13 protein-coding genes are annotated in these 15,752 nt (G+C 43.6%); 3 read left to right on the top strand and 10 right to left on the bottom strand.

Annotated features, from left to right (window positions below):
- Positions 1-73: 73 nt before the first annotated feature.
- From FTV29_RS08830 to FTV29_RS08800, 7 genes are all read right to left on the bottom strand, one after another.
- On the bottom strand, positions 74-688 hold the full coding sequence (locus tag FTV29_RS08830) for a glutathione S-transferase family protein (protein ID WP_180075398.1): 615 nt from the start codon (positions 686-688) through the stop codon (positions 74-76).
- A 133-nt stretch (positions 689-821) separates the two neighbouring features.
- Positions 822-1,715 (bottom strand): LysR substrate-binding domain-containing protein, encoded by an 894-nt coding sequence (locus tag FTV29_RS08825; RefSeq protein ID WP_180001662.1) that lies wholly within the window; start codon positions 1,713-1,715, stop codon positions 822-824.
- 1 nt (position 1,716) lies between these two features.
- Positions 1,717-2,916 (bottom strand): MFS transporter, encoded by a 1,200-nt coding sequence (locus FTV29_RS08820; protein ID WP_159138263.1) that lies wholly within the window; start codon positions 2,914-2,916, stop codon positions 1,717-1,719.
- A 31-nt stretch (positions 2,917-2,947) separates the two neighbouring features.
- Positions 2,948-3,511, bottom strand: coding sequence for a TetR/AcrR family transcriptional regulator (locus tag FTV29_RS08815; RefSeq protein ID WP_005169748.1), 564 nt, complete (start codon positions 3,509-3,511; stop codon positions 2,948-2,950).
- 497 nt (positions 3,512-4,008) lie between these two features.
- The gene (locus FTV29_RS08810) at positions 4,009-4,530 is read right to left on the bottom strand and encodes an acyl-CoA thioesterase (protein WP_004280680.1); all 522 of its coding nucleotides are present in this window, start codon (positions 4,528-4,530) and stop codon (positions 4,009-4,011) included.
- Positions 4,531-4,819: 289 nt separating this feature from the next.
- On the bottom strand, positions 4,820-4,996 hold the full coding sequence (locus FTV29_RS08805; protein ID WP_005169744.1) for a hypothetical protein: 177 nt from the start codon (positions 4,994-4,996) through the stop codon (positions 4,820-4,822).
- A 345-nt stretch (positions 4,997-5,341) separates the two neighbouring features.
- Complete coding sequence (locus tag FTV29_RS08800; protein WP_005169741.1) at positions 5,342-6,346, bottom strand: patatin-like phospholipase family protein; 1,005 nt, start codon at positions 6,344-6,346, stop codon at positions 5,342-5,344.
- A 122-nt stretch (positions 6,347-6,468) separates the two neighbouring features.
- Between FTV29_RS08800 and chrA the strand changes: the two genes are divergently transcribed.
- Complete coding sequence (gene chrA, locus FTV29_RS08795; protein WP_180075381.1) at positions 6,469-7,674, top strand: chromate efflux transporter; 1,206 nt, start codon at positions 6,469-6,471, stop codon at positions 7,672-7,674.
- A 54-nt stretch (positions 7,675-7,728) separates the two neighbouring features.
- Here chrA and FTV29_RS08790 read toward each other — a convergent pair whose 3' ends face one another.
- Positions 7,729-9,204, bottom strand: a complete 1,476-nt coding sequence (locus FTV29_RS08790) for a sodium:alanine symporter family protein (RefSeq protein WP_180075380.1) — start codon at positions 9,202-9,204, stop codon at positions 7,729-7,731.
- A gap of 45 nt (positions 9,205-9,249) precedes the next feature.
- On the bottom strand, positions 9,250-10,488 hold the full coding sequence (gltS, locus tag FTV29_RS08785) for a sodium/glutamate symporter (RefSeq protein ID WP_180075379.1): 1,239 nt from the start codon (positions 10,486-10,488) through the stop codon (positions 9,250-9,252).
- A 913-nt stretch (positions 10,489-11,401) separates the two neighbouring features.
- Between gltS and FTV29_RS08780 the strand changes: the two genes are divergently transcribed.
- Entirely contained in the window at positions 11,402-12,109 is a 708-nt protein-coding gene (locus tag FTV29_RS08780) for a nitroreductase (protein WP_005097826.1), read from the top strand.
- A gap of 79 nt (positions 12,110-12,188) precedes the next feature.
- Here the strand turns inward: FTV29_RS08780 and FTV29_RS08775 are convergent, their stop codons facing one another.
- Positions 12,189-13,406, bottom strand: a complete 1,218-nt coding sequence (locus FTV29_RS08775; RefSeq protein WP_100355565.1) for a multidrug effflux MFS transporter — start codon at positions 13,404-13,406, stop codon at positions 12,189-12,191.
- 139 nt (positions 13,407-13,545) lie between these two features.
- Between FTV29_RS08775 and yccS the strand changes: the two genes are divergently transcribed.
- Positions 13,546-15,720 carry a YccS family putative transporter gene (yccS, locus tag FTV29_RS08770; protein WP_180075378.1) on the top strand — a complete coding sequence of 725 codons (2,175 nt, stop codon included), beginning with the start codon at positions 13,546-13,548 and terminating at the stop codon, positions 15,718-15,720.
- The last annotated feature ends 32 nt before the right edge of the window (positions 15,721-15,752 follow it).

Raw genomic sequence — 15,752 nt, 5'->3', positions numbered from 1 at the left:
CATTTTTTACCACGCTTCGGCGTGGTTTTTTATTGTGATGAGATATCCAGATCAAGTGATACAGAACGATGAACTAAACTCGGTAGTCTTGAAACCACGGCATGTCTTTCAGGGAATCACGAGAGGCCATCTGCTGCAAATAGGGTCTGAACTCGTCAAATGGCGGTAAAATTTTCGCAGAGATCGCAAAGATCAAACAATAGGCAGCATATAAGTCTGCTGCGGAAAATTCTTCACCCAGCAAATAGGGATTGGCCTGGCTTATGCCCTGTTTCAGAAAATCAAATACTGCAGCTTCATTCCCGAAACTTAAACTTCTGCGGTTCTTTTCAATATTTTCTGGCGAGACCTGCAAATTTTTTAGATCGATATATTCGATGAAGGGTCCATGACAGAACAATATCCATTTTAAATATGCCCCACGCTTGGGATCATCCAAAGCAGGTGCCAAGCCTTGGTCGGAATACTTATCTGCCAGATAGATAAAAATGGCGGCCATTTCTGAAATGACAATCTCCTGATCGACCAGACAGGGAACTTTTCCTATCGGATTAATCTGTAAATATTCAGCTTGATGCATATATTCATAGGACACTTCCACCTGCTCAATCTGGTCTTCAATCTGCAATTCTTTCAATAAGGGCAACAGGGTCAGGCCCCGTGATTGCGGATTGTTATAGAGCTTCATCATATTGCTTTAACCATTTTTTATTTTTAGAGCTTCAGTATAAAACGGTTTTCTGTGTCAATTTACGTAGATGTGCTACAGATCATTTCTGTCGCACAGCTTTTAAAATATAGGCATACCAAAGATGCAAATCTTAAAAAAGATCGACACAAAACTTTTCTTTTAAGACTTTTAAAATCAGATCAATCACCACATGTTTTTGGTCTTTACGATAATTGGCATATAGCCCAATCATGGGCAAAGGTTCAAGGGTCTTTTTGACCACGATATTATCGCCGAGTAATGGAATCACATAGGCTGGTACCAGACTCCAGCCCACGCCCATTCCGACCAGATTGACATTGAGCAGGATATTGGTCGAATGCTGCACCACATTGACCTTCAATTTGGACTGTTTAAAAAAGTCTTGAATAATTCGATGCAATTGTGGTGAAGCCTGTTCATCACTAATGACAAAATCCTGATTTTCAAAGCTCTTAATACTGACATGTGGCAGGGTCGCAACCGGAGAATCTTTAGGCACAATCAGGGTTAAAGGTTCATCAAAAATCCGGATCGAATCAAACTCGCTCGACTGTCCCGGATAGCGGGTAAAAGCAATATCAATATGGCCTTTTCTTAAAGCACTAAACTGCTCAGCGTCAGTCAAACTATGAAATAGTGCTTTCAGTTCAGGAAAATGTGCGCGGATATTGGGCATGATATAGGGAAAGACTTTCATTTCCGCAACCGGTACAAATCCGATATTCAGCTGATCCTGATGTGCATTGGCAATCTGTCTGGCAGCGTGGATCGCACGTTCTGCATGTTCCAGACTGAGCAAAGCTTCTTTTAAAAAAACCTGTCCGGCCTCGGTCAGGTTGACCTTACGGTTATTTCGCTCCAGTAACTGTACGCCTACCTCACGCTCCAGATCCTTGATTTGCTGACTTAAGGAAGGCTGTACAGTATTCAATTTTTCCGCAGCCCGGGTAAAATTCAGTTCCTCGGCCACAGTGACAAAATAACGTAAATGTCTTAATTCCATTTTATGCTTCCTGATTTTCCGGTACGTGTATTGGTCTTTTGGCCACATACTGACGATAAACCAAGATCGTCACAATGACGAGTGCAGCACTCGACACATACATCGCTTCAAAGCCCCAATAGGCAATCAATAGGCCCATCACCACGGAACCTACCGCCAAACCCAGATCAAACAGGGTAAAGAAGGTTGAAATCGCATGTCCCATACGCTGCTTATCGACAGATTGAATTGCGAGTGTCTGCAGACATGGAAATAATGAACCATAACCGATCCCCACAAAGACCGCTGATAACCAGAGCGTCCATTGATTGGATATCAGACTCACCATGACTAGGCCAATCGCAAAGAAAATAAAGGAAGGATAAATGACAGCACTTGGTCCCTTACGATCATAGATTTTCCCGACCCACGGCCGTACCAACAGCATCGAAGCCGCAAATACAATAAAAAATACGCTGGTATAAGCCAAAAGCTGCTTGCTTTCACTAAATGCCGTGATAAAACTCATGATGCCCGAATAAGCAAATGCCGTCAGCAACGCCACACAGCTTACCGCCAGGACTTTCACTTCCAATATATCTTGTAGACTCAATTTGGTTTTTCCTGTGCCGATCCGTCTTGATTTTGGCAGTTCGGTAATTTTCAGCATCCAGCAGAAAATCAGTCCCAGAGAAATAATAATAGCCAGAATCCCAAATAAGCTTTTAAAGCTGGTGAATTGAATGACGGTCAAGGCCAGCAATGGGCCAAATACCACCCCCAGATTGGTCGACATGACAAAATAGCCCATGCCCTCGCCTTTACGCTGTTCTGGAATAAATTCATTGGCCACCGGAACCGCCACCGTGGTCAAAATACTGAACCAAATGCCATGTAGAAATCGCACCAGCAACAGTGACCACAAGCTATCAATGAGCAAATAGCCAAAGGCAAACAGCGCAAAAATCACGCCTGCACCGCGCATCGAGATTTTCTTGCCCAGTTTTTCGATGATCATGCCGGAAAAAGGCCGAACTGCAATTGATGATGCCAGAAACAAGGTCAGTGCCAGACCCGCTTCTTTGACTGAGCCCCCCAAATCTTTCATGATGTAAATCGGCAAGATGGTCAGTAAGGCAAAATAATAAACAAACAGAAAAAAGTTATTGCATAAGCACAAGATAAATGAGCGATTCCATAAACGCTCGGGGCTGAGAGACATAAAAACCAACTTTAAGAAAAATAGACCAGGCTCAGGCTTGAATTACAACAGGATGCAGCACTAACCCAACCAGCGCCCGGATGTAATTTTCATCCGGCATACGATTGAAAAAAATAATCTGGTAATGGATCGGGCCGTACAGACTGTCCAGCATTAAATCAAAAGGATAATCCGCGCGAATCTCGCCACGCTCAATCGCTTGCTGAATCAGTTGATGAGTCTGCTGTCGACGCGGCAATAAATATTGCTGAAAGAATTCACCGGCCAGTTCACGATGATTGGCGATTACCACCAGTAAAGCCCGACCAATCGGATGGTTGAGCGCCTGAGACAACAAGCTTAGCTGTCGAATCAGATTACTTTTCAGGTCATTTGCAGGATCAGGCTCAAAAACTGAGACCGTATGCTGTTTGAAGGTATCTAGCACCAGCTCCGATTTATGCTTCCACCAGCGATAAATCGTAGATTTTCCCACCCCAGCTCGTGCTGCAACAGCCTCAATAGTCAGTTGATGATACTCTCCCTCTGCCAATGCATCGGCAACCGCTTGCAAAATACATTGCTGTCGTCGTGAGCTTTTTTCGTCATGATTCATAAAGTCTACTTATCTTCAAACACAATCGATACGATACGTATCGTTTTATATTAGAGCAAAAAACGATAAAGCTCCAGACATAAACTGAAATTAAGGCAAAAAAGACTCTCTTATAAAGTCATGCTGATCAGTTAAAGAATTTAAAAATAGACGCTTTAACTGCTTAGTCGTTCATGATGGAGTCTGAAGGTTTTAAATCAAATATTTTCAATATCATTTGTTACTTTGGTTTCATTCAAATGAGCAGCGGAACTTCGCAAGGAAGGCATCTTGCAGTCATATTCCTCACCGCAAAACTCGTCAGCCACCCTCGACTCGTCAATTTGTCATGGAGACCATCATTTTTTTAATCTTGCGGTGCAATACACCTCATGCCTCAAACAGTTGCGGATGACTTTTCCACCTATCACATATAATCCTCAATTTAAAAAAGAAAATGCCAGTCAATTGGTTAACTGACTGGCATTACTCTTATGAAGATGTTTTTAAATCACCGCTTAACTCTGTGCAGTCTTTTTATAAATACTGCATGAAGGATGATGATTCTCTTGCAAACGCGCGACTTTACGCTGTTCGGCTGCTTCAAAACGGCAACGTTTCCAGTCATTGTCCAGGTTCAAAGCCGGAATCTGTTTCGGTTTGCCATTTTCATCTACGGCCACCATAGTGAAATAACAGCTATTGGTATGGCGTACCGTTCTTTTTTGAATATTCTGCGCTTCTACACGAATCCCGATTTCCATCGAGGTGCGACCAACATGGTTGACACTGGCCAAGAAAGTTACCAGCTCACCCACATGAATTGGTTCCTTAAAGTTCACCTTGTCTACCGATAAGGTCACGACATAACTGCCCGAATAGCGACTCGCACATGCATACGCCACCTGATCCAGTAATTTCAGAATGGTTCCACCATGAACATTTCCTGAAAAATTTGCCATATCTGGCGTCATGAGAACTGACATCGTTAACTCTGACTGGTCATCTGACACTGCTGCAATTTGATCTAAAGGGGCCATCGTTTTCTTTGAACTCTTTGAATGACAAGGTTATCGCTTATTATTATAGCGTTTTTAACATGAATAAAATGTTCAATTCGGCAAATGAAGCATCATAATTATTGATATAGAAACTGCACTCATACAGAAAAAAATATATTTAACAGATCTCAAGGCTCAGCAAGAAGCTAAGTTCCAAACAAATAAACACTTATTGATCCAAAGCATCTGCTTACTCAGCTCAAGTTTTTTTCGGGCCGCTCTCATTTTGCAAAAAATAATTCAAGATGTTGGATAAATCATTACTGATTTAGCGCATGAGTGGTTTTAACATTTCCTGGGCGACATTTTCATAGCTGAGAATTTGCTGACCATCCAGTGTGGTAGTGACCGTGAAAGAACCATCTTGATGTGCAGCTGTCACTGTAAAAATATAGTGTTCAAATTGCGCCAACTTGACCTGATGTCCAATTTTAATCTGATTCATTGTCGTTACATCTATTCATTAATCTTTCAAAGCACATTCTGTCATGAACAATATTTAAATATTTGATCAACTTAAGTATAGGAATAATAATATTAAAATTTCGACTTAGAAAAGCAACACTTATTCCAAAAAAAATATAATTTATAATTCAACAACTTATAGTCAAAATAAAGCTTATCTCTCCTGAAAATTCTGGCCAATTCATATGCAGAAACAATGATTTAATCTTTTATAACGATCAGCCAGTGTTAAGATCAGAATCTGGAAAGCATAGGGATGCAATAGCTTTGCCTACCTGGTTCGATCTCATAAAAAATGAACAAAAAAATTTAACCGCAATATGCTTTAGGGCTGCTGCTGTTCCTGAGCCACAAAGAGCGGAATATGATGGCCGCGAGCATAATTATATTTTTGATAAGCGAGAGAAATATCCATCAGTTTTAACTGTGCAGCATCAATGCCGGCCTGCATGGTTAATTCTCTGCCACGTACATCAAAGATATGTCCTTTTTCCCGTAAATCGGGCTGGATCACCACATCGGCATGCTTTAATTCTTCTTGTGCCAAGTGTTGCTGCATAATATTAATATTCTGGTTAAACAGTCCCCAGACATTACTGGTTTCCGTATGAATAGGCTGTGCCAGAATATCAACCGCAATCACAATATCTGCTCCCAGCTCACGTGCCACATTCACCGGTACCGGGCTGACCAGCCCGCCATCGACATATTCTTTTTCTTCAATTATTGTTGGAATAAACATACTCGGAATCGACACTGAAGCACGTACTGCCTGTCCAGTATTGCCATAATTAAAAACGACTTTCTTGCCTTCTTTTAGTGCTGTGGCCACCACAAACATCGGGATTTTCATGGCTTCTAGTGGAGTTTGATCGACTTGTAAATTGACATAGTCTTCTACTTTTTTGCCATCAAAAAAACCTTTTCGATCCAGTTTGATATCGCGTACATCGGTTGCTCGCATGCTCAAGGCAATATTGCGCAGCTCAATCGCCGGTTTACCACTGGCATAAATAGATCCGACGATGCTGCCCGCACTGGTTCCAACAATAAAATCCGGACGAATACCGGCCTGTTCCAGTACTTCGAGCGCACCGATATGTGCATAGCCACGCGCACCACCACTGCCTAAAACGAGAGCAATGACCGGACGCTGTTCAGTTTGCTTGATCTTTTCAAAATCAATTTGATTCGGACGTGCCTGAGCTTCTCCACGTTGCGCAGCAGGTTGTAGATGATTGGTAGCTGACTGGACTGTCATCGGTGTGGTTTGACAACCACTCAGGCCGAATGCACCCAGTGCCACAATACTCAACACATATTTCTGCATGTAGAGAATGTCCTCATTAACTAAAGCAGCATAGTGTATAAACACCTGCTTAAATAATCTGTAGAATTTCGTAAAATTGTCATACAGTTCGGGTAGTTTGTCTTCATTTTCCCCTTCATGCTATGTCAGTCATTTCACTGTATCGGATTTTCCTGATTTTCCTGCAACTGGGTTGCATTTCATTTGGCGGTCCGGCAGCACATTTGGTGTTTTTTCACCGAAAATTTGTGACACAACTGCAGTGGCTAAATGACACCCAATACAGTCAACTGGTCGCTTTGGCGCAACTTTTACCCGGACCGAGCAGCAGTCAGGTGGGCCTGTCGATCGGTTATCTGCAACGGGGCTATACTGGTGCCGTGATCGCATGGCTGGGTTTTACCCTGCCCTCGGTTATTCTGATGACCTTGGTGGCGTTATTGGGTCAAAGCTATTTTCATATTTTAAACTCAAACAGCTTTCATACCATCCAGTTAATTGTATTTTCTGTAATCGCCTGGGCTTTCTGGCAAATGCTGAGAAGCTTCTGTAAAACGGCCTGGCAATATGCGGTCTTAATCCTATCTGTCGCATTACTGATAGTCGTTTCAGTGAGTTTTAACCAGATTTTGGTGATTATGCTGGGCGCAGTCTGTGGACTTTTGGCGGGACATTTTTATCAATCAGATTTGAAACCCAAAGAAATTAACAAAACGGCAATCAGCTCGCCTTATATTCGATCTGCCGCTGCGCCCTATTGGTTACTGGCATTTATCTTGCCATTTATGCTGCTGCCCCTAGCGGATAAACTATCGAATGGGTCGGGCCTACAATTCCTGAGTGATTTTTATCAGACCGGTTCGCTGGTTTTTGGTGGTGGTCATGTGATTTTGCCCTTACTCCATCAGGATTTTGTCGCGACTGGCATAGTGAATGCGCAATCTTTTGATCTTGGCTATGCATTTGCCCAGCTCATGCCCGGGCCACTATTCAGTTTTGCTAGTTATATTGGCGCTGTGCTGCCGTGGACGCCCTATCTCTGGCTGAATGTACTTTTAGCGACCTGTGCAATCTTTTTACCCTCATTTTTTCTGATCTTTGCCACCTTGCCCTACTGGTCATGGCTGCTGCAGCAACGGCTGATTCATCAGGCCGTGATGGGAATTAATGCAGCGGTAGTGGGTTTGTTACTGGCTTTGCTCCTGAATCTGTCACAACGTTATTTTAACAGTATCTCCGACCTGCTGTTCGTTGTGGTAATGATTGCTTTACTCCGTTCAAAATTACCAGTCTGGTGCAGCCTGATTCTGGGTTTTATCCTTTATCAAAGTTATTTGAATTTCTTTTAAAATACTCCAGCCATAAAAAAGCCCTGAACGATCAGGGCTTTTTGCTTTGCAGGGTTACCAGATATCAGATTTGACCTTGTCTTTAAACTTAGGATGATTATCCAGTTTAAACTCAGGTTCTTTCACGCCACGCTTCAACTGACCGGTATAGTCTTTGAGTAGCATGAGCAAGAATGGCATCAGCAACAGAATCGCAATCAAGTTAATACTTGCCATGATGCCCATAAACAGGTCTGCCATATTCCAGATCAATGGCACACTGGCGACAGAACCGAAATAGACCATGATCAACACAAAAATCCGGAAGATCAGCATCACCCGGCGATTGTTATTGATGAACTGCACGTTTCCTTCGGCATAGGCATAGTTACCAATAATCGAAGAATAGGCAAACAGGAACAGGATCAGGGCCAGGAAGTCATCCCCCCAGGCACCAATCTGGCTTTCCAGTGCCATTTGCGTTAGGGTCACGCCTTCAAAACCTGCATTTTCATACAGACCAGAAACCAGAATAATAATCGCGGTACATGAACACACCACAAAGGTATCCACAAAGACCCCGAGCATTTGTACTAGCCCCTGATCGACCGGATGCTTCACATCCGAGGCTGCTGCAGCATTCGGCGCAGAACCCATACCGGCTTCGTTCGAGAACAGACCACGCTTGATCCCCATCATCATGGCCATCGAGATCATTGCACCGAAGAAACCACCTGCGGCCGCTTCAAACTCAAAAGCTTTACTGAAAATGAGCTGGAAGATAGAAGGCAAGACATCGTAGTTGATTACGGCAATATATAAGGCAACTGCCAGATACAGCACCGCCATAAAGGGCACAAAACTTTCAGCGACTTTCGCAATCCGTTTAATTCCGCCAAAAATGATCATGGCGGTAATGACCACCAGAAACAGGCCAACCCAGGAAATTTCAATATCCAGTCCACCCAATGGCAGCATCAGGTTCGCCTGATCCCAGCCCCAGGCATGAGAGGTTGCCCCGCTAATCGCATTGGCCTGAACCGCATTAAATACGAAACCATAGGTGGTGATGAGTGCAATCGCAAAGCTAATCCCTAACCATTTCTGCTTCAGGCCTTGAGTAATATAATACGCAGGCCCACCACGGAATTGCTGGTTCTGGTTATCCCGCACTTTAAACAGCTGCGCCAGAGAAGATTCGACAAATGCAGAACTCATGCCTAAAAAGGCAGTAAACCACATCCAGAACACGGCTCCGGGACCGCCAATTGCAATGGCAATCGCAACACCGGCGACATTACCCACCCCGACCCGGCTTGCAAGACCAGTCACAAAGGCCTGAAACGGGGTAATGCCGTGCGCATCCTGAACCTTGCCACGGCTGCCTTTCATGACTTTCATGCTGTGCCAGAACAAACGAATTTGTACTGCACCCGTCGCTACCGTATAGAAAATACCGACAGCAACCAGAAACACCACCAGAAAGTCCCATAAAGGACCATTCAGGGCATTAATCCAGCCAAGCAAGGTTTCATTTAACTGATCATTCATGTCATATCCTTATGAGCCTATGACTCATCGTATCAGGCATAAAAATTATGCAAAAAACTTCAAAATCATCTGAATAACAGTAGCATTGATTAAGTCAACGAAGAACGCCCCACATAATGGAACGATCAGGAAGGCCTTATGCGACGCACCATACATATTGGTAATCGCCTGCATATTGGCAACCGCTGTTGGAGTTGCACCCATACCGAAACCACAATGACCTGCTGCAAGTACCGCAGCATCATAGTTCTTGCCCATCAGGCGGAAAGTTACAAAACCGGCATACAAAGCCATGGTGATGGTCTGTGCACCCAGAATTACCATCAGTGGTCCTGCAAGGTCAGCCAATTGCCATAATTTCAATGATAACAATGCCATCGCCAAGTACAGCGACAATGAAGCATTACCGAACACATCAATCGCACGATCGAAAATCTGAACTTTGAAAATACCTTCCAGTACATTACGCAGGATGACACCACCCGCCAATGCCCACACGAATGTTGGCAGTTCAAATGCAGTACCTTTACTGAAACCCGTCATAAACTCTGCAAAAGCCAAACAGCCTGCAAATAGACCCAAAGTCGTGATTGCATTATCTGCGGTAATTAAACGCACCTGATGCGGATATTCAAATGGAATATATTCGGTCGAGTTGATATCCATTGGCGTGCTATCACGCTTTTCGATTTGTTGATCCGTACGTGCAATTGCGAGATTATGACGGTTAATCAGCAATTTTGCTAAAGGACCACCAATAATCCCACCGATAATCAGACCAAAAGTAGCACTGGCCATCCCCAGTGCAAGCGCCCCCTGAATGCCATGTTCAACCTCAAAAATCTCGCCCCATGCACCTGCAGTACCATGACCACCGGTTAAGGTAATTGAACCTGCAATCAGGCCAATCAATGGGTCAATACCGAGCAAGGTGGCCAGACTCATGCCGACTGCATTTTGCAAAATAATGAAAGCCGAAACAGCAAACAGGAAAATAACCAGACCGATCCCGCCTTCACGCAACTTGGAAAAGTTGGCACTCAGACCAATCGAAGCAAAGAAAATCAGCATAAAGCTGGTTTGTAATTCTGCACTGGTGGTGATGCTATATCCCCACAGTGCATGCACCAGCAACGAGATAATTGCAGCAACTAAACCGCCTGCGACCGGCTCAGGAATATTGTAGCGCTTTAAAAAATCGATTTTATTAACCAGGAATCGGCCGAGTAACAAAACAATAACTGCGGCAATCAAGGTATAAAATGCGTTAAAAGTAAAATCCATAATTTCTTGCCCAAGATAATGTTGATTTTTTATCATTCTAAAAGTGATGCAGAGATACCGAGCTTTAGATCTCTCATCGATTTCGACCTAAAATATTCTGATCTCATCTAATGCTTTTAAAATAACAAAATGATCCACCATCTCTTTCAAACTTATGAATATCATCATCACGATCATATTCAACAAATGAGAGATTTATAAAAGCCAAAATACAGCTTTGATTCAAGCTCTATTGCTGTCAATGAATGGTATAAGCATACAAATTTAACAGGAGAGTCAGATCTATAAGACTGTGTTCTACTTCTCAAAAAACACCAAGGTTTAGTGAGCGCTTTTAACCTGACTAGCTTAATTCAAGCCACTTGGAATAGCGTTATTTAAAATAAATCTTGTGCATGCCGACCTTGAATTTTCCCAAAGCGCATGGATTAAGATGAAAAGCTGCATATTATGCTGTTTCTTTGTATAAAGTTTTATTGTTTTTTATTAAGAATAGTTAATCAATCTATAAAAAATAATTATTAGTCTAGGGTTTTTAGATGAGGGTCAAACTCTCTAGTTATCGAAAAAAAATATTAATCTCTTACTTAAAACTTTATCAAACCAAGAAATTTCAATGGAATTAACGTGCTTTTCTATCCCAATCCACTTCATCTGTGCAGGCAATTAGTATGTTCAAATGTTTCAAGCATCCGAGTTTTAAGCTAATTTTTAATTTCATCAAAGCTTTTTAACCAATGTCCTGACTATTTGACTGAGGCTATTTAAAACATCAAGCTAGATATCAATCTTTTGTTTCACTGATAAATACTTTTTCCATTCTGGCCCGCGATTTAATTTTTCTGTCCACCCTACTGTTTGTTTAGTTTATAGTCATTCAAAACTTCATATGGATATTCGATTGGACATCAAAATGGATCAAAAACTTGTTCATGCTGTAGATCAAACGATCACCTCTCGCCATTCGGTGCGCGCTTTTTTAAATACGCCGGTCAGTACAGACATCTTGAAACAGATTTTAACTGTGGCCAGCCGCGCACCTTCGGGCACCAATACCCAACCTTGGAAAGTCTATGTTGTGACAGGTAAAAAACGCGATGAACTGGTAGAACGCGTCTGTCAGGCCCAAATGCAAATCTATGCCAATCCCGAGCTGGCGGAACAATACCAAGAAACCTTTGCCTATTATCCTGAACAATGGCTCTCGCCGTTTATTGAACGTCGTCGTGAAAATGGTTGGGGCTTATATGGTTTGCTGAATATTCAAAAAGGCGAAAAAGAAAAAATGGCACGGCAGCAGCTGCGTAATTTTGAATTATTTGATGCACCGGTGGGACTGTTTTTTACCGTACATCGCTCTTTGGCCATTGGTTCGAAAATGGATATTTCGATGATGATCCAGAATGTCATGATTGCAGCAAAAGCCCGCGGTCTGGACACTTGCCCGCAGGCCGCCTGGAATCATTTCCATCCCATCGTACTCGATCTGGTCGGTGCACCTGAACATGAAGAACTGGTCTGTGGCATGGCCTTGGGCTATGCCGATCCAGAGCAGATCATTAACAGCTTTATTACGCCGCGTGTCCCGGTAGAAGAATTCGCTGTATTTATTGATGAGTGATTGAATCAAGGCTGAGTCTATCGACTTGGCCTTATTTTCAGATCTTTAGATTTTATCTGGCCAGAGCCAGATCAGGCATTTATTCATGTTTGAATACTGGCAGCTCAAGTTGACAAATTGCCCAGACGGCAATACAAACAAAAACCAGCATAATCAATGCCATATTTAATAAAGCATTCCAAACCAGAAAATTTAGTAAAAGCCCGCCCAATAAGCCACAGACAAATTGCATACTGCCCATAATCGCGCTAGCAGTTCCTGCACGTGCACCCTGCTTCGCCATAGCCAATGCCATAGCATTCGGGCCAGTAAAACCGATCGACGCCACCACGACAAACATGCCCAGCAAGACCAATGCAATAGAATCTACATCCAGATAGCCAAGCAATACTAAAACGAAAACACCCACTAACTGTAGAACAATGCCGATTTTAAGGCGTTGCAATATCGAGAAACGCCCAGCCAGACGTTTATTCAAGGTCGAAAATAACATGATCCCGACAGCATTGGCACCAAAGGCATAGGCAAACTGCTGCTCAGTCAGTTGATAACGATCCATCAAAATGGCCGAAGATGCACTGATATAACAGAACATCACCGCACTGGAAAAACAGCCGGCATAAAGCGGATGTCGAAAGCTTTGATCCTGAAAAATGCTACGGTACAAACTTAGAACCTGTTGAACGTTCAGCTTGAGACGGCGTTCTGGTTCCAGAGTTTCTTTAAAGAGAAAATGTACACAGGCCAGACTCAGCAGACCGCAGCCCATCAGCACCAAAAAAATCACATTCCATTCATAAAACATCAACACCCAGGCCCCCAGACTCGGCGCGAGAATGGGTGCAATCGCGGTCACAATCATCATGCTGGCAAAAGCCTGAGCTGCTGAATGCATATCCAGACGATCACGAATGGCCGCACGAGCCATGACCACCCCGACACAACCACCCAAGGCCTGCAGAATCCGTGCAGCGATCAGACTCCATTCATCCTGTGCAAACACACACAGCAGACTTGCCACAATGTATAAACACAGCCCAAAATACAGCGGTGGTTTACGCCCAATCCGGTCACTGATCGGCCCATAAATCAGTTGCCCCACAGCCAGACCGAAGAAGTAAGCCGGCAAGCTATTCGAGACCATTTGGGTACTGACGCCAAAATCTGCTGCCATCGCCGGCAAGGCAGAAAGATACATATCAATGGATAAAGGTCCGAGCGCACTCAGTGCCGCTAGCAAAACAATCCAGGACATGGCATAAGGTGGTTGTACTATTTTATTCGATGGCATAAGCATGAAGATTTAAAGCGCTAATATGCAGACAAGTTAACACAGTGCATAGTATGATTTAACTTGAAATGAAATTTTATAAACCTACTATTTTTCATTGGCATATTCAGATTCACCTGTAAGACTGCAGTATAAAGGACGACCTTTGAAATCTTGGCTCACTCGTCTCAAGCAAACCACCTATAATACGACCTTGATGTATAACCTGCGTATGATGACGGCATTTGCAGGTACCGCCTTTGTTCCCTATTTTATGGGGCAACAATTGATGACGATTCCTCTGACTTTAGGTGTGGTCGCAGCCGGTTTAAGCGATATTGATGACCGCTTTTCGGTGCGTATTCTCAATCTGCTGTATACCTACATTGGCTTCTTTATTACGGCAGTGGGCGTATATCTGCTTTTTCCTTATCCCTTGCTGTTTGCCTTGGCCTTAATTGTGTCCTGTATTGCCCTGATTTTGCTGGGTTCACTAGGGCGACGATATGCCACGATTTCCTACGGCTGTCTGGTGATTTCCGTTTATTCCATGCTTGGGGTGGAGCTGTTTGATGAATGGTATAAACAGGCTGGTTTATTGGTCATCGGCGCGATGTGGTACGGTCTGCTGTCGACCATCAGTTTCCTGACTTTCCCTGCCCGGTTGGCACAAGACAAGCTTGCCACCTCTTATGCTTCGCTTGGTGACTTTTTATATGCCAAGTCCAATCTGTTTGATGTGGACATGACCCCGACCAGTTATCAGCAGAGCATGATTGATCTTTCTCTTGAAAATGGCAAACTGATTGCCATTTTTAACGAAATGAAAACGGCGCTCTTGACCCGTCTAAAAGGCGACCGTGGGCAAAAAGATACCCGTCGCAGTCTGCAATATTATTTTGTGGCGCAGGATATTCATGAACGTGCCGATTCAGCCCATATTGATTATCAGAAACTGGCCAAGATTTTCCAGCACAGCGACATCCTGTTCCGCTTTCAGCGCATCATGTCGATTCAGGGCAAAGCCTGCAAGGACCTGAGTGAAAGTTTGCTGCTGCGCAAGCCTTATGTACATAACAAACGCTTCAAGCATGCTTTTGACAATCTTCGGCTGTCTCTGGAGAAATTACGTCAGGATCAGCATTATGATCAGGTCTGGATTAATGCTTTATTTTCACTATTTCAGAACCTGAAATCGATTGATGCCCAGTTACGTAACCTGGAAACCGAGCAAAGTATCAAAGCCGAGCGTTTTAAACATATTGAAAACCAGCTCAGAGATGATGACCTGAAAGGCTGGGACGACATCAAGGTTCGAATTAAACAGCATCTCACTCCAGAATCGGTGCTGTTCCGGCATGCCATCCGCCTGTCGATTGTGCTGCTGATCAGCTATATCTTTGTACAGGTCAGCAATATTGAATATGGTTACTGGATTTTATTAACTGCACTGTTTGTCAGCCAGCCAAACTTTAACGCCACCAAGCGGCGTTTACGTCTGCGGATTGTCGGTACCTTGGTCGGTATTATTTTCGGTTATGCCATTTTATATTTTGTACCTTCTGTCGAAGGACAATTATTACTGCTGGTGTTCAGCGGGATCTTGTTCTTTGAATTGCGTAGTAAACAGTATGCCCAAGCCACGGCCTTTATCACGATTCTTGCCTTGATCAACTTCAATCTGGATGGTATGGGCTTTGCTGCGGCTATCCCGCGGATGATTGATACCCTGATTGGCTGTGCCATTGCCTGGTTCGGGGTCAGCTTTATTTTCCCGGACTGGAAGTTCAGACGTTTGCCGCGCAGTATCAAACGCAGCTTGCAGGCAGAAGCGGACTATTTAAGTGAAGTGATCGAGCAATATAAATCGGGGCGTAATAATGGCCTGAAATATCGGATTGTGCGCCGTGCTGCCCACAATACCGATGCAGAGGTGGCTTCACTCATTTCGACCCTGGCCACTGAACCGGATATTGATCCGGTACAAAAATCGCTGGCCTTTGAGTTCCTGTGTCTGAACCATACCTTTATCAGTTATATCGCCGCGCTGGGTGCGCACCGGGGAAGAATTGAGGATCAGGACATTCTGAATTTACTGGATAATGCATTAGAGAACATTCGCGGTGCATTATTACGAGACGAAACGCCCGATTTAAGGGCGCAAAATATGATCGTCCATATTCGTCAGCGCCTGTCACATGATCAGGAACAAGATCAGAAATCTCTGATCATTTTGCAGCAGCTGTCTTTAATGTTCAGTATTTTAAACCAGTTGAGCCAATTGAAACAAAGTTTGAGTCATGAGCGTGATGAACAGGCAACAGAACTCGGTTCATTATAATTTGGATGATTTTGGAACAATATACTCACTGA

It is taken from the genome of Acinetobacter sp. YH12254, assembly GCF_013417415.1.
Taxonomy (GTDB): domain Bacteria; phylum Pseudomonadota; class Gammaproteobacteria; order Pseudomonadales; family Moraxellaceae; genus Acinetobacter; species Acinetobacter pseudolwoffii.
Note: the sequence above shows the minus strand (reverse complement) of the source record. Positions and strands in the feature narration are given on the sequence as shown.

Coding starts and splice junctions, on each gene's coding strand:
- FTV29_RS08790 (WP_180075380.1), bottom strand. CDS start 9,204: ATGAATGATCAGTTAAATGAAACCTTGCTTGGCTGGATTAATGCCCTG.
- FTV29_RS08780 (WP_005097826.1), top strand. CDS start 11,402: ATGGATCAAAAACTTGTTCATGCTGTAGATCAAACGATCACCTCTCGC.
- FTV29_RS08825 (WP_180001662.1), bottom strand. CDS start 1,715: ATGGAATTAAGACATTTACGTTATTTTGTCACTGTGGCCGAGGAACTG.
- FTV29_RS08805 (WP_005169744.1), bottom strand. CDS start 4,996: ATGAATCAGATTAAAATTGGACATCAGGTCAAGTTGGCGCAATTTGAA.
- FTV29_RS08815 (WP_005169748.1), bottom strand. CDS start 3,511: ATGAATCATGACGAAAAAAGCTCACGACGACAGCAATGTATTTTGCAA.
- FTV29_RS08775 (WP_100355565.1), bottom strand. CDS start 13,406: ATGCTTATGCCATCGAATAAAATAGTACAACCACCTTATGCCATGTCC.
- FTV29_RS08800 (WP_005169741.1), bottom strand. CDS start 6,346: ATGCAGAAATATGTGTTGAGTATTGTGGCACTGGGTGCATTCGGCCTG.
- FTV29_RS08820 (WP_159138263.1), bottom strand. CDS start 2,916: ATGTCTCTCAGCCCCGAGCGTTTATGGAATCGCTCATTTATCTTGTGC.
- chrA (WP_180075381.1), top strand. CDS start 6,469: ATGTCAGTCATTTCACTGTATCGGATTTTCCTGATTTTCCTGCAACTG.
- gltS (WP_180075379.1), bottom strand. CDS start 10,488: ATGGATTTTACTTTTAACGCATTTTATACCTTGATTGCCGCAGTTATT.
- FTV29_RS08810 (WP_004280680.1), bottom strand. CDS start 4,530: ATGGCCCCTTTAGATCAAATTGCAGCAGTGTCAGATGACCAGTCAGAG.
- FTV29_RS08830 (WP_180075398.1), bottom strand. CDS start 688: ATGAAGCTCTATAACAATCCGCAATCACGGGGCCTGACCCTGTTGCCC.